Annotated in this window: 23 protein-coding genes and 3 pseudogenes; 14 read left to right on the top strand and 12 right to left on the bottom strand. The window is 69.8% G+C overall.

Features of this window, described 5'->3' with window-relative positions:
- Nucleotides 1-127 precede the first annotated feature (127 nt).
- A complete protein-coding gene (locus tag HUT18_RS03575; protein WP_254878410.1) occupies nucleotides 128-1,264 on the bottom strand; it encodes an EamA family transporter in 1,137 nt (378 codons plus the stop codon).
- Between HUT18_RS03575 and HUT18_RS03570 the strand changes: the two genes are divergently transcribed.
- The 4 genes from HUT18_RS03570 to HUT18_RS03555 all read left to right on the top strand — a co-directional run bounded on the left by HUT18_RS03570 (nucleotide 1,263) and on the right by HUT18_RS03555 (nucleotide 5,094).
- Nucleotides 1,263-2,702 (top strand): PLP-dependent aminotransferase family protein, encoded by a 1,440-nt coding sequence (locus HUT18_RS03570; protein ID WP_176097726.1) that lies wholly within the window; start codon nucleotides 1,263-1,265, stop codon nucleotides 2,700-2,702. The genes HUT18_RS03575 and HUT18_RS03570 overlap by 2 nt on opposite strands.
- Nucleotides 2,703-2,780: 78 nt before the next feature.
- On the top strand, nucleotides 2,781-3,377 hold the full coding sequence (locus tag HUT18_RS03565; protein ID WP_176097725.1) for a histidine phosphatase family protein: 597 nt from the start codon (nucleotides 2,781-2,783) through the stop codon (nucleotides 3,375-3,377).
- A gap of 178 nt (nucleotides 3,378-3,555) precedes the next feature.
- Nucleotides 3,556-4,617, top strand: coding sequence for an NADP-dependent oxidoreductase (locus HUT18_RS03560; RefSeq protein ID WP_176097723.1), 1,062 nt, complete (start codon nucleotides 3,556-3,558; stop codon nucleotides 4,615-4,617).
- A 78-nt stretch (nucleotides 4,618-4,695) separates the two neighbouring features.
- On the top strand, nucleotides 4,696-5,094 hold the full coding sequence (locus tag HUT18_RS03555) for a MerR family transcriptional regulator (RefSeq protein ID WP_176097721.1): 399 nt from the start codon (nucleotides 4,696-4,698) through the stop codon (nucleotides 5,092-5,094).
- Between the two features lie 690 nt (nucleotides 5,095-5,784).
- On the opposite strand, the pseudogene HUT18_RS33480 reads toward HUT18_RS03555, so the two are convergent.
- Together HUT18_RS33480 and HUT18_RS03545 are read right to left on the bottom strand one after the other, a co-directional pair.
- A pseudogene (locus tag HUT18_RS33480) lies at nucleotides 5,785-6,183 on the bottom strand (VanZ family protein); the annotation flags it as partial.
- 498 nt (nucleotides 6,184-6,681) lie between these two features.
- Entirely contained in the window at nucleotides 6,682-7,263 is a 582-nt protein-coding gene (locus tag HUT18_RS03545) for a CGNR zinc finger domain-containing protein (protein WP_176097717.1), read from the bottom strand.
- Between the two features lie 56 nt (nucleotides 7,264-7,319).
- Between HUT18_RS03545 and HUT18_RS03540 the strand changes: the two genes are divergently transcribed.
- Entirely contained in the window at nucleotides 7,320-8,606 is a 1,287-nt protein-coding gene (locus tag HUT18_RS03540; RefSeq protein WP_176097715.1) for an MFS transporter, read from the top strand.
- Nucleotides 8,607-8,618: 12 nt separating this feature from the next.
- On the opposite strand, the gene HUT18_RS03535 is transcribed toward HUT18_RS03540, so the two are convergent.
- The 4 genes and pseudogenes from HUT18_RS03535 to HUT18_RS03520 all read right to left on the bottom strand — a co-directional run.
- Nucleotides 8,619-9,428 (bottom strand): family 16 glycosylhydrolase, encoded by an 810-nt coding sequence (locus HUT18_RS03535; protein ID WP_176097714.1) that lies wholly within the window; start codon nucleotides 9,426-9,428, stop codon nucleotides 8,619-8,621.
- A gap of 228 nt (nucleotides 9,429-9,656) precedes the next feature.
- On the bottom strand, nucleotides 9,657-10,706 hold the full coding sequence (locus HUT18_RS03530) for a DUF998 domain-containing protein (RefSeq protein WP_176097712.1): 1,050 nt from the start codon (nucleotides 10,704-10,706) through the stop codon (nucleotides 9,657-9,659).
- A gap of 148 nt (nucleotides 10,707-10,854) precedes the next feature.
- On the bottom strand, nucleotides 10,855-11,595 hold the full coding sequence (locus tag HUT18_RS03525; protein ID WP_176097710.1) for a class I SAM-dependent methyltransferase: 741 nt from the start codon (nucleotides 11,593-11,595) through the stop codon (nucleotides 10,855-10,857).
- 80 nt (nucleotides 11,596-11,675) lie between these two features.
- Nucleotides 11,676-12,083, bottom strand: a pseudogene (locus tag HUT18_RS03520) (VOC family protein); the annotation flags it as partial.
- A 62-nt stretch (nucleotides 12,084-12,145) separates the two neighbouring features.
- Here HUT18_RS03520 and HUT18_RS03515 point away from each other — a divergent pair.
- The 6 genes from HUT18_RS03515 (at nucleotide 12,146) to HUT18_RS03490 (ending at nucleotide 17,102) form a co-directional block, all read left to right on the top strand.
- Complete coding sequence (locus tag HUT18_RS03515; RefSeq protein ID WP_176104266.1) at nucleotides 12,146-13,795, top strand: recombinase family protein; 1,650 nt, start codon at nucleotides 12,146-12,148, stop codon at nucleotides 13,793-13,795.
- A gap of 283 nt (nucleotides 13,796-14,078) precedes the next feature.
- Nucleotides 14,079-14,525, top strand: a complete 447-nt coding sequence (locus HUT18_RS33240; protein ID WP_217710460.1) for a hypothetical protein — start codon at nucleotides 14,079-14,081, stop codon at nucleotides 14,523-14,525.
- Nucleotides 14,526-14,777: 252 nt separating this feature from the next.
- On the top strand, nucleotides 14,778-15,425 hold the full coding sequence (locus HUT18_RS03505) for a hypothetical protein (protein ID WP_176097708.1): 648 nt from the start codon (nucleotides 14,778-14,780) through the stop codon (nucleotides 15,423-15,425).
- Between the two features lie 80 nt (nucleotides 15,426-15,505).
- Complete coding sequence (locus tag HUT18_RS03500; RefSeq protein WP_176097707.1) at nucleotides 15,506-15,766, top strand: hypothetical protein; 261 nt, start codon at nucleotides 15,506-15,508, stop codon at nucleotides 15,764-15,766.
- Complete coding sequence (locus HUT18_RS03495; protein WP_176097705.1) at nucleotides 15,750-16,247, top strand: hypothetical protein; 498 nt, start codon at nucleotides 15,750-15,752, stop codon at nucleotides 16,245-16,247. Before HUT18_RS03500 ends, HUT18_RS03495 begins: the two co-directional genes overlap by 17 nt.
- 21 nt (nucleotides 16,248-16,268) lie before the next feature.
- A complete protein-coding gene (locus HUT18_RS03490) occupies nucleotides 16,269-17,102 on the top strand; it encodes a phage major capsid protein (protein ID WP_176097703.1) in 834 nt (277 codons plus the stop codon).
- Nucleotides 17,103-17,330: 228 nt separating this feature from the next.
- On the opposite strand, the gene HUT18_RS03485 is transcribed toward HUT18_RS03490, so the two are convergent.
- The 3 genes from HUT18_RS03485 to HUT18_RS03475 form a co-directional block, all read right to left on the bottom strand.
- A complete protein-coding gene (locus HUT18_RS03485; protein ID WP_176097701.1) occupies nucleotides 17,331-18,275 on the bottom strand; it encodes a hypothetical protein in 945 nt (314 codons plus the stop codon).
- A gap of 220 nt (nucleotides 18,276-18,495) precedes the next feature.
- The gene (locus tag HUT18_RS03480; protein ID WP_176097699.1) at nucleotides 18,496-18,966 is read right to left on the bottom strand and encodes an NUDIX domain-containing protein; all 471 of its coding nucleotides are present in this window, start codon (nucleotides 18,964-18,966) and stop codon (nucleotides 18,496-18,498) included.
- A gap of 4 nt (nucleotides 18,967-18,970) precedes the next feature.
- Entirely contained in the window at nucleotides 18,971-19,711 is a 741-nt protein-coding gene (locus HUT18_RS03475; protein WP_176097697.1) for a helix-turn-helix transcriptional regulator, read from the bottom strand.
- 314 nt (nucleotides 19,712-20,025) lie between these two features.
- Here HUT18_RS03475 and HUT18_RS03470 point away from each other — a divergent pair, with 314 nt between their 5' ends.
- Complete coding sequence (locus HUT18_RS03470; RefSeq protein WP_176097696.1) at nucleotides 20,026-20,340, top strand: hypothetical protein; 315 nt, start codon at nucleotides 20,026-20,028, stop codon at nucleotides 20,338-20,340.
- Complete coding sequence (locus HUT18_RS03465) at nucleotides 20,337-20,567, top strand: hypothetical protein (protein WP_176097694.1); 231 nt, start codon at nucleotides 20,337-20,339, stop codon at nucleotides 20,565-20,567. Before HUT18_RS03470 ends, HUT18_RS03465 begins: the two co-directional genes overlap by 4 nt.
- Before the next feature lie 144 nt (nucleotides 20,568-20,711).
- Here the strand turns inward: HUT18_RS03465 and HUT18_RS03460 are convergent.
- Nucleotides 20,712-21,050 (bottom strand): annotated as a pseudogene (locus HUT18_RS03460) (VOC family protein); the annotation flags it as partial.
- Nucleotides 21,051-21,222: 172 nt separating this feature from the next.
- A complete protein-coding gene (locus HUT18_RS03455; protein WP_176097692.1) occupies nucleotides 21,223-21,828 on the bottom strand; it encodes a dihydrofolate reductase family protein in 606 nt (201 codons plus the stop codon).
- A 290-nt stretch (nucleotides 21,829-22,118) separates the two neighbouring features.
- Here HUT18_RS03455 and argC point away from each other — a divergent pair, with 290 nt between their 5' ends.
- Entirely contained in the window at nucleotides 22,119-23,147 is a 1,029-nt protein-coding gene (gene argC, locus HUT18_RS03450; protein ID WP_176097691.1) for an N-acetyl-gamma-glutamyl-phosphate reductase, read from the top strand.
- The last annotated feature ends 66 nt before the right edge of the window (nucleotides 23,148-23,213 follow it).

Genomic DNA, 23,213 nt, shown 5'->3' with positions numbered 1-23,213 from the left:
ACGCCAGGGGGAACCGCTCGCCGGTTCGACCCTGTCCGCGCAGCCAGTTTACGACCGCGGGCCCGTGGGCGAACCTTCGCGGAGCGGGCCTTTGCGGCGCCCGGCCGAGGGTGGCGGGCGCGCGTGGTCAGCCGCGGGCGCGCTGCGTCGCCGCGATGCAGAACAGCACGGCGACCGCCGTGACGGGCGCGGCCCACGGCAGCGTCTCGCCGAGCAGGAAGACCGCCCACAGCAGGGTGATCAGCGGCTGCGCGAGCTGGAGCTGACTGGCCTTGGGGATGCCGATCAGGGCCATCCCGCGGTACCAGACGACCATGCCGAGGAACTGTGAACCGGCGGCCACCCACAGGAGCCCGGCGACGCTGTGCACGCCGATGTGCACCGGCTCGGCGGAGAGCGCGAGCGCGGCGCCCGGGAGGGTGAGCGGCAGGCACAGCAGCAGCGCCCAGCCGATGACGTGCCAGCCCGGCATCACCCGGGCGAGACGTCCGCCCTCCGTGTACCCGGCGGCGCACACCAGCAGGGCCGCGAACAGATACAGGTCCGCCCGGCCGAGGCCGCCGCCGCTCTGGCTCACGGTGAAGGCGATGACGGCGGCGGCACCGGCGAGCGCCGCCGCCCAGAACGTGCGCGAGGGCCGTGCCCCGGTACGCAGCGCCGAGTACAGCGCGGTGGTCAGCGGCAGCAGCCCGACGACCACGGCCGCGTGCGAGGTGGTCGAGGTCTGCAGCGCCAGCGTGGTCAGCAGGGGGAAGCCGAGCACGACTCCCGCGGCGACCACCAGGAGCCCGGGCCAGTACTGCCGCGCGGGCACCGGCGCCCGCAGGGCGAGCAGGCAGCCGCCCGCGAGCACCGCCGCGAGCACGCTGCGCACCGTGACCAGCGACCAGGGCCCGAAGCCTTCGAGACCCCAGGCCGTGGCGGGAAAGGTGAGCGAGAAGGCGACGACTCCGAGGGCGGCGAGGAAGGTTCCGAGGAGGGGCGCCGAAGCGGTACGGGGACGGGACGCCGAAGCGATCCGCGGGCGGGGCGCCGCAGGGGCGGTGGGCTCGCGCCGGGGTGCGGGCTCAGGGAGAACGTCGGTGCGCCCCCGACCGTGCAGCGCCTCCGCGTCGGTCGGCGAGGCGGTGGGCCGTGTCGTGCGAGGAGCCTCGGACGGGGCGGAGGGCCCACCGGGTGCTGCCGTGCGGGGCTCGGTGCGCCGGGCACCGGGCCCGTCGACCGCTATCGACCGGCGGGCAGTAGCGCTATTCTCGCTTCTCATGAGTGAGCGTAGCAGTGTGAGTGAACTGGCAGGAAGGCTGCGGGTCGAGCTCGACCGCTACTCTCCCGGTGAGAAGTTGCCGTCGAGCCGTGCCCTGGTCGAGCGGCACCACGTCAGCCCGGTGACCGTCTCCAGAGCGCTCGGTCAACTGGCCGCCGAAGGTCTGGTGGTCACCCGGCCCGGGGCGGGAGCATTCCGCGCGGCCGGTCCCGGCAGTGCCCCCGCACCGGCCGGGGACACCTCCTGGCAGGAACTCGCGCTGAGCGCCGACGCCACCGCGGACGCCGTCCCGCGGACGGTCGACGCCTCCGGGGTACTGGCGACCCTGGCCGCGCCGCCGGCCGGTGTCGTGGAGTTCAACGGCGGCTATCTGCATCCCTCGCTCCAGCCCGAACGCGCCATGGCGAACGCGCTCGCCCGTGCCGGACGGCGGCCCGGCGCCTGGGGGCGGCCGCCCGTCGAGGGAGTCGGCGAACTGCGCGAGTGGTTCGCGCGCGGCATCGGCGGACATGTCACCGCGGCCGAGGTCCTGGTCTGCGCCGGCGGACAGAACGCCCTGACCACGGCGCTGCGCGCGCTGGCCGCGCCCGGCTCCCCGGTCCTGGTCGAATCGCCCACCTACCCCGGCATGCTCGCCATCGCCCGCGCCTCGGGCCTGCGCCCGGTACCCGTCCCGGTGGACACCGACGGGGTGCGGCCCGAGCTCCTCGCCGAGGCGTTCCGCGCCACCGGCGCCCGCGTCTTCGTCTGCCAGCCGCTGTTCCAGAACCCGACCGGCGCGGTGCTCGCCACCGAACGCCGCCGCCGGGTACTCGCCCTCGCCCGTGAGGCCGGTGCCTTCGTCGTCGAGGACGACTACATCCGCCGCCTCGCCCACGACGACTGCGGGCCACTGCCCGGACCGCTCGCCGCCGAGGACACCGAGGGCGTGGTCATCCACGTCAGCTCGCTCACCAAGGTCGCCTCGCCCAGCCTGCGCATCGGCTGCCTGGCCGCCCGGGGCCCGGTACTCGACCGCCTGCGCGCCATCCAGGTCGTGGACAACTTCTTCGTCCCGCGCCCGCTCCAGGAGGCCACGCTCGAACTCGTCGGCTCACCGGCCTGGCCGCGCCATCTGCAGTCCGTGGCAAGCGAGTTGAGGAAACGCCGACAGACCCAGGCCGCCACGCTCGCGCGCCTGCTGCCCGAACTCACCGTGACCCACGTACCCCTGGGCGGCTACCACCTGTGGCTGCGCCTGCCGGACGGCACCGACGACCTGGCCCTCGCCGCCGCGGCCCTGCGGCGCGGCGTGGCCCTCGCCCCCGGCCGCCCGTACTTCAGCGCCGAGCCCCCGGCCCCGCACGTGCGGTTGAGCTACGCGGCCGTCGCCGGGGAGACGGAGATCGTCGAAGGGGTGGAGCGGCTGCGGGCGGCGTGGGCGGACCTGTCCCGCTGATCCAACGGCTCGGGCCGCCCGCTGCTCGCCCCGGGCGCGCTCTTGACCCGACGGGCACACCGCCTTCACGATCGCGGCATGCCTGTTCGGGTCACCCTCCTCGCCGCCGCGCGCAGCACCTCGCTGCTCAGCGAGCGCTTCGGTGACGACCGGCCCCTGGACTCCTCCGGCTGGCACCAGGTCCGGCTCGCCGCCACCGCCCTCATCCCGCTCGGCGTGGCCGAACTGCGCTACCACGCCCCCTCCCCGCGCTGCCGCGACACCTCCGAGGCCCTCGGCTACGCGGCCTTGCCCCAACCCGGCCTCAGCGACTGCGACATGGGCCGCTGGCGTGGGCACACCCTGGCCGAGATCGCCGCGTACGAGGCCCCCGAGGTCGACCGCTGGCTCGCCGACCCGCGCTCGGCGCCGCACGGCGGTGAGTCGATGTTCGGCTTCATCAGCCGCATCGGCCACTGGCTCGACACCCGCCCCACCGCGGGCGAGGGACGCGTACTCGCCGTCGCCGAGGCCTCGGCGGTACGCGCCGCACTCGTCTACGCACTGGGCGCACCGCCCTCCACGTACTGGAACATCGACGTACGGCCGCTGTCGACGGTGACCCTCACCGGGCACCAGGGACGGTGGAGTCTGTTCCTGGAGCACGGGGGCACGGGCGGGGCGGTCGCTGTCTGAGGGCGAGGGAGAGCGCGACGGTGACGCCAGGGCGAGGATGACGGCGACGCGACGCGAGGGAGGGGCGGGTGGCGCGACGGCGCCCGCGGGCCCGGTCGACGTGGCGGCGCTTGACCCTGACGTGCGGGTCAGGGGTTAGCTTCGCCGCCCTGTCGCCAACGGGATCCCAGGAGGAACCGTGTCCGCCGCACTGCCGTCCACCAGCCGTGAGGTCCGTCTGGTCCGTACGCCCACAGGCCTGCCCCTGGCCTCGGACCTGGAGGTGGTCGCCCGCCCGCTGCCCCGGCCCGCCGCCGGTGAAGTCCTCGTCCGCAACCGGCACTTCCAGGTCTTCGCGGGCCTGCGGACCCTGCTCGGTGGCGAGACCGACGGACTCCCGCTCCCCACGGTGCGACCGGGCGACACCCTCTTCGGGCCCACACTCGGCGAGGTGGTCGACGCCCCCGAAGGCAGCGGACTGCGTCCGGGCGACCGGGTGGAACACCTGCTCGGCTGGCGCGAGTACGCGAGTCTGCCCGTCGCCCAGGTCACCCCGGCCACCGACCGGCTGCCCGATCCGGTGGCCCGGCTGTCCTCCGGCGCCTCCGCGTACGCGGGTCTGGTCCGGCTCGCCCGGCTGCGCGAGGGCGACACCGTGTTCGTCACCGGCGCGGCGGGCGGGGTCGGCACCCTGGCCGGACAGCTCGCGCGCCTGCTCGGGGCCGGACGCGTCCTCGGCAGCACCGGCTCGGCGGCCAAGGCGGAACGCCTGACCGCGCTCGGCTACGAGGCGGTGTACGTACGCGGACGGCAGCCGGTCGACCGGTGGCTGCGGGAGGCGGCGCCCGAGGGCATCGACGTACTCCTGGACACCGTCGGCGGCGAGCAGTTGACCGCGGCGGTGCGCGCGGCCCGGCCCGGTGCCCGGTTCGCCCTGGTGGGCGCACTGGCCGGGCAACTCGCCCCGGAGCGCCACGGCGGCAGCGCACCGACCGAGATCGACTCCTTCCGTGTCATCACCCGGGGGATCTCGATCCAGGGCCTCAACGGCGCGGACCACCCCGGCCTCGGCGAGGAGTGGCTGACCCGGTTCGCCGACTGGCTCCGCGCCGACGAGATCACTTTCCCGCACCACCGGATCCCGGGCATCGAACGGGCGCCGCGCGCGTTGGAGGACATGCTCGGCGGCGGACACTTCGGGACGGTCATCGTGGATGTGGATGCTGACGGGGCACGGGAGTTGGGCGCCTCGCAGAGGTGAGGTGCGGCGCGCGGCCGTCGGTGGCGCGGGCGGGCAGACGGGCCGGACGCGCCCGCGTGAAGGCAGGGGAGACGAGCCATGCGAATCGGCGATGCGGCGGCGGCCGCGGGGACCACACCGAGGGCCCTGCGCTTCTACGAGCAGCGCGGTCTGTTGCCCGCGCCGCCGCGTTCGCCGTCCGGCCAGCGTGAGTACGGGCCGCACGAGGTGGCCCGGGTGCGAGTGATCCGCGAACTCCTCGCCCTCGGGCTCACGGTGGAGGACGTCCGGGCCTGTGCCGACCGGCTCGGCGAACTGGCCGAGGCGCCCGCGCCCCGCAGATGCGGCGCGGGCCCCCGGCCGGAGACCACCCATGTGGTGGCGGGCCGGATCGCCGTCCTGGACACGGAGATCGAACGCCTCACCCGCCTCCGCGACACCCTCGCCGCTCTGTTGCCCCAGGACGCCGCGGGGGATGCCGCAGGTGCCTGCGGCTGAGGGGTCGCGACGTCAGGACCATTGGCTCAAGTCATGGCGGCGGGTTGGTTCCCCGGATGGTCTGCCGGCGGGAGCGCGTGGCGTCAACAGTGGTGTCCACGACTCGCTGACTGTCGTCCGAGCCGCTGGGCACCTCTGGGAGTTGGTTCCGTTCGCTGCTCATGAGCCCCCGCTTGATCACGTCCGGGTGCAAGTCCTCGAACGCTCCAGGGTATTCACCGGCAGCCAATCGGAACGCATGATCCAGCGGCCCGCCCCGACCTCCGACCCACCGACATCCCCCACTCACGAACACCGCACTGAACCGGGCAAGAGCGCAACCCGTCCGCCTCCCGAGAACGTTCCTGGCGCTGCTTCCGGGCTCACACCTCCCAGCCTCCAGGTGTCCGTGCTCAAGGGGAAGCTTCACCAGAGCCTCAGGCAGGATGCTCCTGTCGCGGCGGGCGGCGTAGAGAATCAGGGGCGCTTGGCCCGCAGCAACGCGGGGATCCACTTGCGGAGGGACTTCGGCGCAGTTCGTTTCCCGACCGTGGTCTTGGTCTTGGTCTTGGTCTTGGGTTTGGTGGCCGACGTGGGGCGAGCCTCGCTTTTGCGCCAGACCCACATCCAGCGTTCCCTGCTCTTCTTGGCGGCAGCGACCCGAGCTGGTTCGCCGGCTGGTTCGGTGCGCGGGCGCCACCAGTGGACGCGGCGCGGATGCAACGCTCGGCCGAGCCTGCGGCCAAGGACGAGATACCCGAAGAAGGCGCCCGCCGCATTGAGGATCACATCGTCGATGTCGAATGCCCGGCCGACGACCAGCAGTCCTTGAGCGATTTCTACGGTGAGCATCACGAACGCCGTCATGAGCACCACTCGGACCAAGCCCCGTGTGCGTGGGAAGAGCACCGGCAGCAGGAATCCGAACGGCACTCCCAGAACGACGTTTCCTCCGACCTGCTTGATCGTGTCTCGCCAGTCAGGCTGGTCGAAGTACAGCCGAATCGAGCTGCCGGGATGCAGGTTGGTCTCGGTCAACGACGCTGACGCCGGTGACGGGACGAGTGTGACCTTCGCCAGCGCGACGGCGAACGCCACCATGCAGACGAAACCAACTGCCATGACAAAGGCGCGTACCAGACTCCAGCCCCATGACTGCCGCTGCAGAAGTGGTTCGGGTTCCATGCGACGCCAGCTACCCGGAAGCCGGCGCCGCACACGTCGTAGAGCCAGATGTGTGCGCTGCCCGCTGCACCCCAACACGTCTTCTGGGGGCGCCGGTTCCCCTTGTCGGCGTCGACGCCCCCTCCACGAGGCTGGCGTCCGAGAAGTCGCCCGGTTCGGGTCCAGCTGGGGCGGTCGACGCGTCGTCCCCTTCCTCAGCGAGCGCGGCCTTCTCATCCGCTGGAGCGGAACCGGCTTCCTGGCCGAAGCAGCCCACCGACTGCAACTTCGCCGCCTGGCCCCCGCCCCCGACGACCTGATGACCACCTGGCTCACCCACCGGCCCCACACTCCGCCCGAGGCCTAAGGAACGAACAGTGAGACCGCCCCAACCACCGGCATGGAACGCGAAATCTGCGACACATCAGCGAGAGAGCGAAACCCTCAGCGCACAAGCGCCCCCGGGCAGGCCGCGGCCTGTGCCCGCCGGTGTGCCGCCACACGCTCCCGCGTGGCGCACCGGCGTGAGCAGTAGCGGCGGGCCAGTCCGCTGCCCTGGGCGAGGAAGACCCGGTCGCAGCCGGTGGCGGCGCAGACCCCGCCCACCGGGCGCTGGGTGTCCCAGACCAGAACCATCAGGGCCAGTGCGGAGGAGGCGAGGAACCACTCGTCCCAGGGGGCGTCGTCGCTGCTGTCCAGATGTGGATGCCAGGGCGTGCTGCCGCCGTGTGAACTGAGGCGCAGCGTACGGGAGTTGAGGGCGAACAGCTTGTTCAGCAGCTGAGCCGTCGTATCGGTGTCGGGGGCCGCGAACACCTCGCGCAGCCGCCGTGCGACGGCGCACATGCCGTCCAGGTCCTCGACGCTCAGATCCAGCGAGCCTCTCTCGCCGTGGGCGCGCAGGACGTCGGCGACCTCGGATGCCGTCGCGCCGTCCGCGAGCAGGGCGTTGACCAGGGCGGCGGTGCGCCGGGCGTTGGACAGTACCGAATGCCGGGTGGACCAGTCGTCGTCGGAGGAAGCCATCCGTCCAATGTAACGCCCCTGGTGAAGTTTTGCGTTACCCCGCTACCGTCGCGGGCATGACTCTGCGCCACCCCGCCAGGGCCTATCTCACGGCGGTCGCCGGTGCGCGCACGGGCGACGAGATGGCCGGACCGGCTCTGCTGCTCACCGCCCTCGCCGTCACCGGCTCGGCCGCCACCGCCTCGGGCATGCTGGCCGCACTCACCGTCGCCTCCGCTCTCGGCGGCCCCGTCCTCGGCGTACTGCTCGACCGCGCACGGCTCCCCGGCCGCCTGCTCGCTCTCGTCCTCACCGCCCACGCCCTGTGCCTGCTGCTTCTGCTCGCCGCACTCGGCCGGGTGCCGCTGCCGTGGTGTGCGCTGATCGCCGTGACGGCGGGCCTGCTCGGCCCCGCGCTGTCGGGCGGCTGGACGGCTCAACTCCCGCGCCTTGTACCGCCCGACACACTCGCCCGGGCCACCGCGGGCGACGCCATGACCTTCAACCTGGCCGCCCTCGCGGGCCCGGCGCTCGCGGGCTGCGCCGCCGCGGCCGCGGGCGCCCCGTACGCCGTACTCCTCGCCGCGGCCCTCATCTGTGCGGCGGTACCTACGGCTTGGGGTTTCCCCGCGCGGGAGAGGACGGCAGTCGTGCGCGGGAGCACGGTGGATGGGCGCGGCGAGGTGGCCGGGGGCCGCACGCCGCCGGGGCGGGCCCGAACTGCCGCGAGTCCCGCAGCCGGTTCCACGCGGGATCTCGTGGTGGGCCTCGCGACGGAGCTGGCTGCGGATCTGGCAGCGGGGTTCCGCGCCGTCGCCGTTTCGCCGCCGCTCGCCCGGGCGACCGCGGCCTCGGTGCTGAGCTGTGCGGGGGAGGGGGCGTTCGTGGCCTGTACTCCCTTGCTGGGGGCGGCGGTTCTGGGGGCGGAGAGTCACGGCGCGCTGCTGCTGAGCGGTATGGCTCTCGCGGCGCTCGGCTCCAACGCGCTGTTCGCGCGCCGTGGGCGCGGCGTACGGCCGGAGCGCGTCATGGTCTGTGCGCCGCTCGTACTCGCGGTCGCCTGCCTGCTCGCCGCCGTAACGGAACCGGCCCTGCTGCTCCTCGCCGTCGTCCTCGCCGGAGCGGCCGAAGGCCCCCAGCTCACCGCGCTGTTCGCGATCCGCCACCGGGAGGCCCCCGAGGCCCTGCGCGGCCAGATCTTCACGACCGGCGCCAGCCTCAAACTCACCGGCTACGCCGCCGGGGCGGCACTCGCCGGCCTGACCACCGTCCACTCCCTCACCGCCGCGCTCCTGGCCGCCGCCGGATTCCAGGTGCTCGCGGCCGCCGCCGCTTCGAGGACGTCGTCGTGTCGGCGATCGTGATAGCGCCGGGCGTCAGCCGTTGTTCGTGCGGCCGACGTAGAGGCTCCGGGCGAGGTAGTACGTGTCGCCGGAGGGGCCGGAAGACCCCGACGAGCCCTCCATCTGCAGGTTGATGATGATCCGCATGGGGGCACCGACGAAGTTCGCCCCTTGGTGCCGGCCGATCCACTCGCCGTCGATGTAGTAGTCGATGTTGACATCGGTGGCGCTGCTCTTGGTGATCCAGGCGCGGTAGCTGTGCCAGGCCTCGGGGTTCGACACGGTGACATGCGTGCTCTCCCAGCCGCCGTCGTAGGTGTTGGCCCAGTTCGTGGTGCTTCCCTTGTACTCCAGGATGTCGCTCTCGGGCGGCCAGCTGTTGGAGCCCGTCAGCCAGAAGGCGGGCCAGGTCCCGTGGGCGGACGGCGCCTGGAACTCGCCCTTGACCTCCCAGGCGGGGTACTGGTCGTTCACCACGACCTCGGTCTTCGCGTGGATGGCTCCGGAGTGGTAGCGGATCGGCAGGTGGGGGTCGCTGGTGCTGCTGCCCTCGTCCCAGTCGATACGGGAGGCCTTGAGCACCAGGACGCCTCCGGACTCCAGGTAGACGTGGTTGTGGTCACTGGAGCTCGCGTACATCCGGGCTGTGCCGTTGTGGTCCGAGCCCCAGGGGTAGAGGTAGTTCCAAGTGCTTTCGAGGGCCGTGTAGTTGGCGAAAGTGCCCGTGTCGATGACGGTCTCCCATGCCTCAGCGGAGACGTCGGCGAAGGCGGGGCGGGTGAGTGCGGCACCGGTGAGGGTGGCACCTGCTGCCGTGAGGAAATGACGACGACCGAGTGTCATGAAGGATCGACCTCTTCCGGATCGCTGTGGGGGGTACGGGTGTTGAGGGTGAGCGGACATGACGGTGTCCGGGGTGCTCGACCACCCCTGAAATGTTTACGCAAACAAAAAGTTACGGTGCCAGCTTGCCGAGGTGCGGGCAAGAGGGGTGCGCGCACTTCTTCGCACTGCCCGTGTCGGTGCGCATCGCGGGCGGGTCGGCCCTGTGGCAGCGCCCGTGAAAGTCCTTCAGAATCCCCGGACTTGCCGGTCGGAGCCACCTGCCCCCACCCTCAACCGCGCTCCCGCTCCCACCTCCGGCGAAGGGTTCTCGCGCAGCCGCCGGGCCGCCAGTACGAGAAGCAGCACCGCCAGCGCCGCGCAGACGCCGTTGCCCACCAGGTCGGCCGCGTACGAGCCACCGGACTCGGGCCGTACGGGGAAGGACACCCAGGCGTAGGTCCCCAGCGCGCCCGCGGCGAGTGTGAACCGGTGGGCGGCGCCCCAGCCCTCGCGCCGGGACCAGCGGCTGACCTGGCGCACACCGACCGCGACCGCCAGGACCCACACCCCGGCACCCCACAGCTCGTACCAGTCCCCGGTGATCAGGTTCGCCGGTCCCCAGTACGCACTGGTCACGGCCAGCGCCACGAGCCCCACCCGCCACGGGGCGGGCGCACGGCCGGGCAGCTTCGGCAGGCGTCGGCCACGGACGGCCAGAGCGGCGGCGACGAGACCGAGGATCACCACGGTGATGCCCGTGAGCTGGGCGGGCGAGGCGAGGAAGTGCTCCTCGGCGTAGTTGCCCCAGAAGATGAGCCCGGCCCCGGCCGCGTAGACGACCGACACCACCACGAGCCCACGGCGACCCAGCCAGGGGTCGGTGCGCCCGGTCCGGGTCAAGGTCTCGACCAGGGCGATCGGTACGCAGATGCTCCACACCGTGTGCAGCGCGAGCACCGCCTGCGTCAGCTCGACGCTCATCCCGAGCGCGGGCACGAAGGTGTCGCCGTGCAGCAGGTCGGTGCCCGCGTACGAGTCGTTCCACAACAACTGGTCGACCGGCCCCTCCTCGATCAGCGCGTACGCCGCCGCCAGCAGCACCATGGTCGGCCAGCCGCCACCGCTGCGCCGCCCCAACTCCCGTACGAGCACTGCCCCGCAGCCGTACAACGGTGCAAGCAGCACACCGAGCGGCAGCTCGGCGAGGGTCAGATTGCCCAGCAGGAACTCCCCCACGAACGGTGCCAGGAGGAAGAGCGCGAGAACGGGCCCCTTACGGGTGCTGCGGGTCGCCATACCGCCGAGGCTAGGGAGACCGGCCGGTTCACCGGCTCCGCCGAAGGTCGCCACCGGCGCGACGAAAGTCGCGACGCGTGCGGGAGCGGTACGGGCGTCCCGTGGGCGCTCTCACAACTCGCCCTCCCTGGAACCCTGTTGGCCGATCTCAGAATGGCTTGCGCCACACGGAGATGTGCTTCGCCGAGTCCTGGGTGAACGGTTCCCCGTCCCAGTCCGCGACGCGACGTTCCAGCTCGAGCCCGGCGATCCGTGCCATCAGGTCGAGCTCTGCCGGCCAGGCGTACCGGTGCCGGGAGTTGCCGCGACGGTAGTGGCCGTCGCCGCCGTCGCGGGTGAAGTGGTGCGAGACGAGGATCTGCTCGACCAGGTCGAAGGTGTCGAAGCCGAGATGCCGCTCGGAGACGTCGAACGGCACCGCGACCTGGCCGGGTGGCAGGAACCGCAGCGGCGGCACGCCCAGCTCGATGACAAAGTGGCCGCCGGGCTCCAGATGACGTGCGGCGTTGCGGAAGCACTCGACCTGCTCGTCCTGGGTGAGCAGGTTCGTGATGGTGTTGTAGACGAGATAGACCAGGGTGAACCCGCCGGGGACGACGGTGGTGGCCATGTCTCCCATGGCGACCGGGAGCGTGCTCTCGTCGACCTTGCGCCGCAGCACCGCTGCCATGTGCGCGGACAGTTCGATGCCCGCTACCGGCACGCCGCGTTCCCGGAGCGGGACGCCCACGCGTCCGGTCCCGATGGCGAACTCCAGTGCCCGGCCGTCTCCGGCGAGTTCGGCGAGGAAGTCGAGAGTCGGTCCGAGGACGGCAGCCGAGGACATCTCGGTTTCCTCGGCGTCGTAGCGGTCGGCGGTCGCACGGGTCCACAGCTCACTGCTCGTCACGGGCGGCCACTTTGCCGGGTGCCGGGGGCGCTGTCGACGCATTTACGCGAGGGTGGGGCCGGGGCAAGTGGGCCTCTGCCTCAGGGCAGGGCGAGCACACAGAACTCGTGCCCCTCCGGATCCGTCAGGCAAGTCCACGGGACATCCCCCTGGCCGAGGTCGAGGTCGGTGGCGCCGAGAGTCCGCAATCGGGCCACCTCCGCCGCCTTGTCGTCCCCGGGGTCCGGCAGCAGGTCGAGGTGGACCCGGTCCGGGACCGTCGCCACGTCGGGGGTGCGGAGGAACTCGAGATACGGACCGATGCGCTTGGCCGAGCGCAACACCGCCTGGTCGTCGGTCACCTCGTGCGGGGCCCAGTCCGTCGCCTCGCCCCAGAACCGGGCCATGGCCCGCGGGTCCGCGCAGTCGACCACCATCGCGGCGATCGGCCCGGTGTCCCGGTAGATCTCCCGAGGCTCCAGCACGCAGAACTCGTTGCCCTCGGGGTCTCCCGTCACGCCGGACTAGCAGGTCTGTAGGCGACTGCTACGAGGGGGACCGTGTGACGGTCATGACGGAGAATATGCAGCTCAGGGGCGTTTCGGTGCTGCGTCTGTCGGTGTTGACGGACGAGACGACCAGCCCGGAGCGGCAGCGGGAGGCGAACGCGTCGGCGGCTTCGGCGCTGGGTATCGACCTGGGCGAGCGGGAGGCCGTGGACCTGGGTGTGTCGGCGTCGAAGACGACCCCGTTCGAGCGACCCGAGCTGGGTGAGTGGCTGCGCCGTCCCGGCGAGTACGACGCGCTGGTGTTCTGGCGCTTTGACCGTGCCATCCGGTCGATGGCGGACATGCACGAGTTGGCGAAGTGGGCGCGTGAGCATCGCAAGATGCTGGTGTTCGCTGAAGGTGTCGGCGGCGGGCGGCTGGTGTTCGACTTCCGCAACCCGATGGACCCCACGGCTGAGCTGATGATGCTCATGCTCGCGTTCGCCGCGCAGGTGGAGGCCACCAGCATCAAGGAACGTGTCCTTGGCGCGCAGGCGGCCATGCGTGCGATGCCGCTTCGGTGGCGCGGCGCACGCCCGCCCTACGGGTACATACCTGTGCCCCTGGACGGCGGGGGCTGGACCTTGGTCCCGGACACCGAGCCGCACGAAGTGACGGGTCCGGCCCCGGTGGCTGTGCTGGAGCGGATCATCCGTGACGTGATGGGTGATCCCGCCCGGGACGTCGCTGGCAAGTCCGTGACCGCCATCGCGGCGGAGCTGAACGCCGAGGGCATCCCGTCCCCGCGCGACTACTGGTCCCTGCGCAAGGGGCGGAACACGGGCGGGAAAACGGGCGGGGCCAAGGGGCAGAAGGCCGTGAAGCGGGAGCGGTTCAAGTGGACCTCGAACATGATCTCTCGCCTCCTACGTAACCCGGTGCTGATGGGTTGGAAGATGCACCAGGACAAGCCCGTGCGGGACGCCGAGGGGCGCCCCGTGATGGTCACAGCGGATCCACTCCTCACGCGTGAAGAGTTCGACGCCGTGGGTGCACTACTGGACTCGCGGGTCATCAACAAGCGGGAACGCCAGGACACGGACTCTCTGCTTCTCGGCGTGATCCACTGCGCCGAGTGCAAGGGCCGGATGTACCTGAACAGGCAGGCCAGCAAGGCGAATCAACAGCCCATGTACAAGTGCAACGCACACGTGCGAGGGGATGCCTGCAACGCTCCGGCGTATGTGCGCGGGGACTGGGCGGACATGTGCGTGGAACGCGAGTTCCTGGCGTCCCTCGGAGGTCTGGAAGTGACGACCGTGATCGAGACACCGGGGTACGACCCCGCTCCGGAGATCGCGGCCACGCTCGTGGAGTTCGAGGATCACCAGAGGCAGGAGGGGCGACAGAAGTCCCAGGCGGCCCGGGAGGCGTGGCAGCGACGGGCGGACGCGCTGGACGCGAGGCTTGCCGAGCTGGAAGCGACGCCGAAGCGGGAGCCGCGCCGTGAACGGATCAACACCGGGCGTACCTACAACGACGTGTGGCAGGCCAAGGACACAGCGGGCAGGCGGGCGATGCTCCTGCGGGCGGGAGCACACCTCACGGTCCGCCGAGGCACGCGGGGCGGCTGGCGGAGGCTGGACGAGTCCCGGGTGGACTTCACGCTCACCGAGCCGTTCCACGACGAGGCTGCCCAGGAGTTGGCGGCCAGTTACGCCGACGCCGCATAAATCCGCTCGGCGCTTGTTGGGCCCGTCCTCTGTGGAGGTGCGGGCCCTTCGCCTTTCCGTGCCTGCGCGTGTCACGCCTTTCGTAACAGGTCCCAGACAACCTGTGTGGAAGAGGTCATCACGCTCCCCGCAGAGCGTCGGCAGGCCACCCGACCGTGGTGACGAAACGCCGCTCCGTGTCCGTAATCTCTACCCCCTTTTTCTTTCTTGATCTCTATGGAGAGAACCTCACTTCAAGGACACGGAGCGCCGAATCGTCACGCCCGACACGAGGAGCGTTCCAGTGCCGATCAAACCCATGACCGCGTATCAGAAAGACGGCATGCATGCCCTTCGGGAACGAGGCGTATCCGTTCCCGAGTGCGACCGATGCGGGGCCCCTCGTCGCAGCCAGTACCGCTACTGCTCGGAAGCGTGCCGGAAGGCGGACTACCGGGAACTGAAGGAGTTCCGGCCGGAGTTGCGCCGCGTGTGCGCTCGCTGCGGTGACGTCTTCTTCACGCGTGACCCACGGCGCGTGAACTGCTCCTACGAGGAAGCCGAGCCGGAGTGCCAAGAGGCATACGACTCCGTGGGCTACGTCAAGGAGGATTCCGTCACGGCACCCTGCGGCGTGTGCGGCAAGCCGGTGGGCGGGGCGTCGACCGGAAGGCCGCGCTGCTACTGCTCACGTGCCTGCCAGCAACGCGCCTATCGGCAGCGCAGGAAACCCGCCGCGTCATCGGCGTGAGCGCCAAGCGGGCCGACGTCTTCGGCCAGTCCCCCAGCCCGTAACCCCAGCAACGGGGCGGAACGCCAAGGACAACTGGACACCTGAAGTGTCCAGTTCTCAGACCTTCCCCCATACGCGTGTGGGAAGAGGTCTCGGTATTCGGCGCCGAAAGCGTCCCTGGCGTCCACTCCGCCGCTTCCCGCAACCCCACATCGAACCCCAAGGCCCGCTGCACCCTGGCGGGCCTTTCGCATGCCCAGGAGACAACCCGTGGCGATCGTGCCACCCAAGCTGTACGAGACCCTGGCCCGCCAGGCAGAGCAGGAATACGGCGTCCCGCTGATCGCGGACGGCAAGGAGGAACATCGCTACGACCCCGTGTCGCAGGAAGACGCCATGGCGCATGTCGCGTGGACCGGCGTGGACGACGACGGCGCCGAGACGATACGCGCCGACCACCGGGCCGTGTCCGCACGCGGTGACGACCTGCACGGCGGCGCCTTCCACCCGCTCAGGGGCACCGCCCCCAACCCCGCCCAGGCCAAGAGCGGCGAGGAGATCCGGCGCGCGGGGCGGCGCCTGGACTTCGCCCAGCCCTACCCCGAAGTGACCGTGACCCGCATGGATCCCCGCCTGCACGCCGCCTTGCTGCGGCAGCGGGAGGAACAGATCCGCAACGACGCCAACCCCCGCATGTATGAGACGGCTGGCGGCACGGTGACCCTCGCGGGAGGGATCAAGGAGTACACGGCGGACTGCATCGAGTGCGGGCAGGGGTTCACCGTCCGGCGTCCCGCCTCGCAGAAACGCAAGTGGCCGACCGTGTGCGACGGCTGCAAGACCGAGCGCAGACGCCGACTGGCCGCAGAACGGGCCCGCCGCTACCGACGCCGGACGAGCGGGGACGAGGCGGCGTAACGCCGTACTGACAGGGGTGGAGCGGGAGTTACCGCCGGGCCCGCTGGCGGACCGCTCCACCCCCGACCCGAGGGAGCCTGATGGACGCGCACAAGACCCGTGCCCACCTGAACCTGACCCGCTGCTACATCGCCGCGCTGTCCGACCTGGTGTGGTCGGCAGCCGAGATCGGCGACACCACAACGCTGCGCTATTACCACGACAAGCGCCACGAGGCCGCCCTGGGCCTGAAGACCACTGTCATCTGCGGCCAGCGCGACAACCTCCTCAGCGGTGACGAGGCAGCCCACGCCCTGTCCCCGATCAGCAGCCTGGCGGACGCCGTTGTCTTCACCGACTGAACCCGCACCGGGACACGACACCGCCCCGGACATCCCCGAAGCGCCCCCTGCCCCACATGACAGCAACACCCCGCCAGAGGCCAGTACAGACCCGCAGGCAGACCCCGGACACCTCGTTGCCGAACTACGTAAGCGCATCGCGGAGCTGGAACAGGACAAAGCCGACCAGGAGCGGGAGGACCTGATCCAGGACCTTGCCCGCCGCTACCACTACATGACCCCCGACGTCCTGCGCAGCTTCGGCGACCTCCCCACAGCGGAACTGGAGGAACGCGCCCACCTCCTCAACAACGCCATCCACGAGCGCACCACCGGCCCCGCACCCGGACACATCCCACTCGGCCGTGGCGGCCTGAGCCCGAACGGGAAGCCCCGATCCGTCACCTGGGCCGGAGCATTCCAGCGCGCCCGTGAGCAGCGCCGTACCGGACGCGGCGGCGTGACCTACTTCAGCGACGGCCGCAGCTCCGGCGAACTCTAGAGAAAGGCAACGGACTTGAGCTTGTTCACCACAGCCCCGGGCGCGGAGGGCATCACCCCCGACCAGTACGCCGCCCTGCTGATCCAGCCTGTGCAGGGTGAATCGGTGGCCTTCCAGGTCGCCACCCAGATCACCACCGAGGCGACCCGCACCCATCTGCCGATCGTGCAGGAAGACACCGGAGCGGCCTGGACCCGTGAAGGCGACGAGATCCCCGTGGAGGACGCCACTCTTGGCGAGGAGATCGTCACCCCCGCCAAAGTGGCCGGACTGACCGTCGTCTCCTCGGAGCTGGCCGAGGACTCCAACCCCCAGGCACAGCAGATCGTCGGCGACGGACTGGCCCGCTCCATCGCCCGCCAGGTCGACGCCGCGTTTTTCGGCCGCCTGCCCGACCCCGCCCCGCGCGGCCTGGAGGCAGTACAGGGCGTCACCACGGTCACGGCGGGCAAGAAGTGGGCCAACCTGGACCCGTTTCTGGAGGCCATCGCCCAGGCCGAGACCGTGGGTGCCACGCTGACCAGCTTCACCGCCCACCCCACGGACGCCCTGGCCTTGGCCACGCTCAAGGAACAGACAGGCTCCAACCGGCCGTTGCTCGGCTCGGATCCCACGGCGCCGACCCGCCGCGTCATCGCAGGCGTCCCGCTGCACGTGTCCTCAGCCGTGACCCCGGGCACCGTATGGGGCCTGCCCAAGGACCGCGTGTTCGTCGTGCTCCGCCGTGACGTCAAGGTGGACGTGAGCGCGGAGCCTTTCTTTACCAGCGACCAGGTAGCCGTACGCGGCACCTGCCGGATTGGCTTCGGCCACCCGCACCCCGCAGCGATCACTAGAGTGACACTCACCGCGTAGCCCTGTGACCTGGGGGTATGCCCCCTCCCGGCGTCACGCCGTACCGCAGGCGTATAGCAGCTCAAGATCTGTACGGGTTCCAAGGTCGTCAGGGATGCTGATCTGTGCGGCTCCTCGCGTGGGCGGGACCGACACGGACGGCAAGGTGCGGGCTCTGTTCCGTGGGTGCCCTCATTCAAGACAAGTATGGCGTTCGGGGGCAGCCCCTATGCCCTTCATTCGGGATCGTCAGATTCGGTCTAGTCTGAAGCGATTTTCATAAGGGCTCGGCCAGGGGACATCCTTGCCATTCAATGTCACCGAATTCTCTCCCTGACTGTCCCGATGACGCCCTATCGCTTGTGATAGGTCTACGCAGGAATGGATACCCCAAGGATCAGGTAGAAATACAAGATTCTGATCAATTGTCACGAGGACGGATTCTAGATCCGGCGGCTGCTCAACGAGTGTTATCTTCCGACCGCCATCAGGGAGGCTGGGCCTGCGTCCGACGAGTGATCGAAGAGTGAGGGCATGGGAGGCGGCGGACCCTTTCTCGAGTTTATCCCGGATGGGCGATAGCGTCGTCAGAGTGTTCTTGAGTATGTACGACCACCCCAGTGCGGTGAATGCGGCGAGGTAGGCAGAGCGGATCAAAGACACATCTGCGCGCCCGGGATCATGTGGTTGGCGGAACCTGAACTTGACGGACGAAAAGTCTTTCGCTTCCTGTGCCCTCTTTAGGGCTTCGGCGTGAGCCTCCGCGTTGTCGGGATGTGTTCCCTGGCCCCGAGCTATCATCTTCCCGTCAATGAAACAAACCTTGCAGGGCATCTCGATTCCATCCACTTCAAGGCTAGCCCGAAGGTCCCGTCCCGGATTTTCACCCTTGGCCGCATTCCGCATCGCTCTGCGTATTACTTCGTGGGAGTCAAATCTACTCCCGTGGGTGTTGTTGCATGAGGTACATGTGAGCAGTAGGCCCTGTCCTCCTGCTTTCCCTGGAGGTACGTGTTCCTCAGACAGCGCCCGTTCCTCCTGCGGTGTCGTTTCGGCGACCGCTTCGCGTGAGAAGGCGAGCGTGCAGAGCGGACACATGTAGAAATCACCGGGCGGCAGTACGCCACCGGATTCTTCAAGGACCTGCCGAAATAGCGGCGCTCCTTCATCAAACCAGTGTTCGCGTATATGCATGAGTCCAGTGTGCGCCTGCCCCGCCGCGTAAGCGATGCCTACCTGGCCGACACTCGGATGTCCCGAGCCGAACTGGGATTCCTGGCCCACACCGGATCGGCTACCCACCGTATACGGCGCAACAAGGGCGACGGCCTCGAGTTTATGAAGGCCCGGGGTGGCATACCCCGAAGGGACATCAAGCTGGTCCATCATGGCACCTGATCGCAGCCCCCTCCCTCTACCCGAGGTAGGGGGCTGCTCGGTTTTCGAGATAGTGACGAAGCCTGAGCCGTTGAGTGTGGTGCATGGGGAGCTTGTCCAGCTCTCCCTGGTGCACAAAGCGAAGTTCTGTGCTCTCGTCAGATATGGCCAATGTCCCACCCACGATGCGCGCCGTGAAGCACACGTTGAACTGTCGGCGTACTTCTCCGTCGCTGTACGCGATGATGTGCCGAGGGTCGGTGTATGTACCGACCAGCCCCGTGACTTCCACGTCCAGGCCCGTCTCCTCCCTCACCTCCCGGACTGCCGTACCGGGCAACGAGTCGCCCATGTCCATTCCGCCGCCAGGCAATGCCCACAGGTCGTTATCCCGGCGTCGCTGGAGCAGGATGCGGCCCGCGTCATCCGTCACCACAGCAGAAGCCGCTACTACCAGGCTGTTGGGCTCTGGGGCGGTGGGGTCGTCGTAGTACTCGGTTCGTGCCACCGGCTCAGCCTTCCACGGTTCTGGCGGTCTCCCACACGGCAGTGAAGCTGTCCGCGTAGGTGTCGAACATGCCGCCCTTGCCGTTGCGACGTAGATGCCAGACCGGTGCCCCGTAGGCGTTCACACCCCACACGTGTGCGTTCACCAGCACTTGATCATCAGCGCGGTAGAGGCTGTTGTAGAGGGTCGTCGCGTGAGTTCGCAGTTCGACACCGGGCACCCCGAGCAAGGGGCGAAAGTGCATGAGGGCGAGACGACATCGGGACTCGATGCCGTGCCCGAACTTCTCTTCCTTGCCCCTTTGTTTGACGTTCTCGCTCTCGGCGTCTCCCACGGCGATCCGGACAGTACAGCCTTCCCCGGCACGCTCCCGCAAAAGGTCGTTGAGCCCTGGATACGCCTCGTGGAGGAAGACCCCCGCGTAAACGAGTACGTCGATTTGCTCCCGAGCCCCGGCGAACAGGTCCACGTACACGGACACAGGCAGGTCGGCGCGATGGTCGTACACGGCGATGAGTTCGGGGCTCACAGCCCGCGTGGGACGCGGTTGGCGTAGCGACGGCCACAGCGCGTGCACGTCCTCGCGCAGAGCCTCGGCGGCCTTATGTGCCGTTACCCGCCTCGGTGTGCGTCCCAGGTTGACCCAGCGTTCCACGCTCTTGGCATCGACCCCAGTGACCTCGGCCAGTCGGGCATGCGTCCATCCTCCCGATGACATGGCGGAGCGTAAGCGCTCGTTCTGCATGGCCGCATCCCTTCAACTGCCGCGCCCTGACAGGGACGTTCTACCCGACTCGGGACGTCCCAAAATGGGAAACGTACGAGGTTCCTACGTCCCGGTGACCAGCGGAACGATCAACCGACCACGGACGCACAAGGGGCGACTCATGACCAACCCAATGACCTATCCAGGCCCACCCATCGACTTGCCGATGCCACCCCTCGTGGACCCCGGACCTGTATCCGGTTGCCACGTGTGCCGCGCACTGGTCAGCGAACGTGCCGCTGCACGGGAACGGGGCGACATGTCCAAGGTGTCTGACCTCAACGTCGAGTTGCGTGCGCACCCTCACGAGGGGCGTCGTCGTGGCTGAGTACGGCATCCCGATGGGTCAGTACAAGGCAGCGCGGCGGGCGGCCGACGAGCTGGCGAGCCAGCTGCGTGAGGCGTTCGAGAAAGCGGGCGTGCCGGACTATGAGGCAGGCAGGATCGCAGGACGCGTGAGCCGTACCGGGTGCCCGTACGTCGACCTGGGGACGCTCAGAGTCGGCTCGGCGAGCAAGGTACTGGGCGCACTCCTGCCCGACACCGCTAACGAGCCCCAGACCGACGCCACCGAGCAACCCACGCTGCCCGCTGAGAGCTTCGGATGAGCCGCACCGTCCTGCGCTACGTAGCGCACACCATCAACCGCGTCCCGGAGAACGGCATCACAGCCGAACTGTTCTGTGCAGCCGACGAATGCGGACTTTCCTCCGGCCCAGAGGGCAACCCCGACGACGCCCAGGACTGGGCCCTGAGACACACCGGGCGCAACCCCGGTCACGACCTGTTCCGTCGCGAATACACCGACCACGCGCGCGTAATCCGCGCCGAGTAGTCCCCGGCTCGCTGAGCGACGGCGAGCAACACAGCTCAGCGAGTCGGCTCGCGCCCCCGTCGAACGTCCTCCAACGGCGTGAGGCGGGGGCGTTCTCCTGCCGTTGACCACCCACTACGATCAGAACTGCTAGACCGGAGTGTTCGGGTCGGCGAGGACCGTCCACGGCACGGCGCCCTGACCTACGTCGACGGGCGTCGCACCGAGTGCGCGCAGGCGCGCGACCAACTCCGCCTGATGGGCCGCGGAGGTGGTGGCGAGATCGAGGTGCATACGGTTCTTCGCCGCAGTCTTGCCCTCCGGGACGGGGACGACATTGATGCCGACGGCGACCGGGTCCGGCCAGACCAAGCCCCCAGGGGGTCCGACGTACGTGGTCACGCCGGGGCTGTAGGCGCTCCAGCCGAGCGCCTCCGCCCAGAACCGGCCGACCGTCGAGTGATCAAGAGCCTTGATGTTCACCTGAACAGGTCGCAGTGCCATGGCGGTGATCTTAGGATGCGACGGCCTGGGAGGGCGTGCATGGGCTGACCTGCGACGGCTCGGGGCCAGGTGGACCGGGCGCCTTGACGTTGACAGGCCCCCTGTCAGGTCTTGCTCCGCACCCGTCGGCGTCGGCCTGGCGGCCGTCCAGACCGGCGCCGACGGGGCGACGTCACGCAGGGGCGCCGAGCGGGGGGTGCTCCAGCACGCGGGGCTTGTACTCGACCAGCTGGATGCGGCCGTCGAAGGTGCGGTGCTCGATCATCTCGAGGGCAACGTCCGGATAGCCGTCGTAGATGCGTTCCTCGCCCGTGGCCCCGGTGATCACCGGGAACATCACGACCCGGAAGCGGTCGACGAGTCCGGCTCGTAGCAGGGACCGGCACAGGCTGAGGCTGCCGATCGTGCTGAGGAGCCCCGAGCCGCTCGACTTCATGGCGCGGACCGCCTCGACGGCGTCGTCGCGGACGAGCGTGGAGTTGGCCCACGTCAGTGGCTCCTCGAGTGAGGAGGAGAACACCACCTTGGACGCTTGCGTGAGCTCGTCGACGGACGCCTCTTCTTCGGGCCTGAACTCGTCTTGGCCATTCGGGACCTCGCCTGCGGCGAAGCCCGACATCAGACGGTAGGTGTTCGCTCCCATCAGGTAGGTGGCCTCGGGCTGCTCGCCGAGCCATGCGAGGTACTCCGGGCCCTCGAGGCCCCAGAACCCGGGCCATCCCTCTCCCGATGCGTGGCCGTCGAGGGAGGTGATGAAGTCGACGAGAAGCTCCGACATGGTGGTGTCCTTTCCTGGGGTGTCACGAGCTTGGACCGGCCGGGAGCCACCAACTCATCGGCCGCGCTGTGAAGCAACGAGAAAACCCATGACGCGGCAGCCGATCGGATCGGCGGAGCGCCACCCGCGAACGGCCCGGGCGGGCCGTCACGCTCGGCCGGGCCAAGGACAACGCTCAGGGGCCGACTGAAACGCTCGGTCACAGCGGCGCGGCCCCGGCTCCGGCCCCCATCACCCCATTGCATAAACGTGCATGGAAACGTATAGTCATGCCCCATGGAGGAGGCATCATGACCATACGAGTCGCAGTCGCCGGAGCGAGCGGATACGCGGGCGGTGAGCTGCTGCGCCTGCTCGTGGGCCACCCCGAGGTCGAGATCGGTGCGCTGACCGGGAACTCCAACGCCGGGCAGCGGCTCGGTGCGCTGCAGCCGCATCTGGTGCCGTTGGCCGAGCGCGTCCTTGAGGCGACCACGCCCGAGGTCCTGGCGGGGCACGACGTGGTCTTCCTCGCTCTGCCGCACGGGCAGTCGGCGGCGGTTGCCGAGCAGCTCGGGCCCGAGGTGCTCGTGGTCGACATGGGGGCCGACTTCCGGCTGCGTGACGCCGGTGACTGGGAGCGGTTCTACGGGTCGCCGCACGCGGGGACCTGGCCGTACGGGCTGCCGGAGCTGCCCGGGGGGCGGGAGGCGCTCGCGGGGACGAAGCGGATCGCGGTGCCGGGGTGCTACCCGACCGCCGTGTCCCTCGCTCTGTTCCCGGCCTACGCCGCGGGGCTCGCCGAGCCGGAGGCCGTGATCGTCGCCGCTTCCGGCACCTCCGGCGCGGGCAAGGCGGCCAAGCCGCATCTGCTCGGCTCCGAGGTGATGGGGTCCATGTCGCCGTACGGAGTCGGGGGAGTGCACCGGCACACTCCGGAGATGATCCAGAACCTCAGTGCCGTCGCGGGCGAGCCGGTCTCGGTGTCCTTCACGCCGACGCTGGCGCCGATGCCGCGCGGCATCCTCGCCACCTGTTCGGCCAAGGCCGTCGCGGGAGTGGACGCGCAGGCGCTGCGGACCGCGTACGAGAAGGCCTTCGCCGACGAACCCTTCGTGCACCTGCTGCCCGAGGGGCAGTGGCCGGCCACCGCCTCGGTGTACGGCTCCAACGCCGTGCAGATCCAGGTCGCCCACGACACCGCGGCCGGACGGATCCTCGCCATCGCCGCCATCGACAACCTGGCCAAGGGCACCGCGGGCGGCGCCCTGCAGAGCATGAACCTCGCCCTCGGCCTGCCCGAGCGACTCGGTCTGCCGCTCACCGGGCTCGCGCCCTGAGCCGGTGACCGTCCCCCGTCAGATGAGAACGGCCCACCTCAACCCGTAGGAACGGCCCACCCCCAC

Origin of the sequence: Streptomyces sp. NA04227, assembly GCF_013364195.1 — a bacterium.
In the GTDB taxonomy this organism is placed as follows: Bacteria; Actinomycetota; Actinomycetes; order Streptomycetales; family Streptomycetaceae; genus Streptomyces.
The sequence above is the reverse complement of the archived record's forward strand: the minus strand, read 5'-3'. Positions and strand labels throughout refer to the sequence as shown.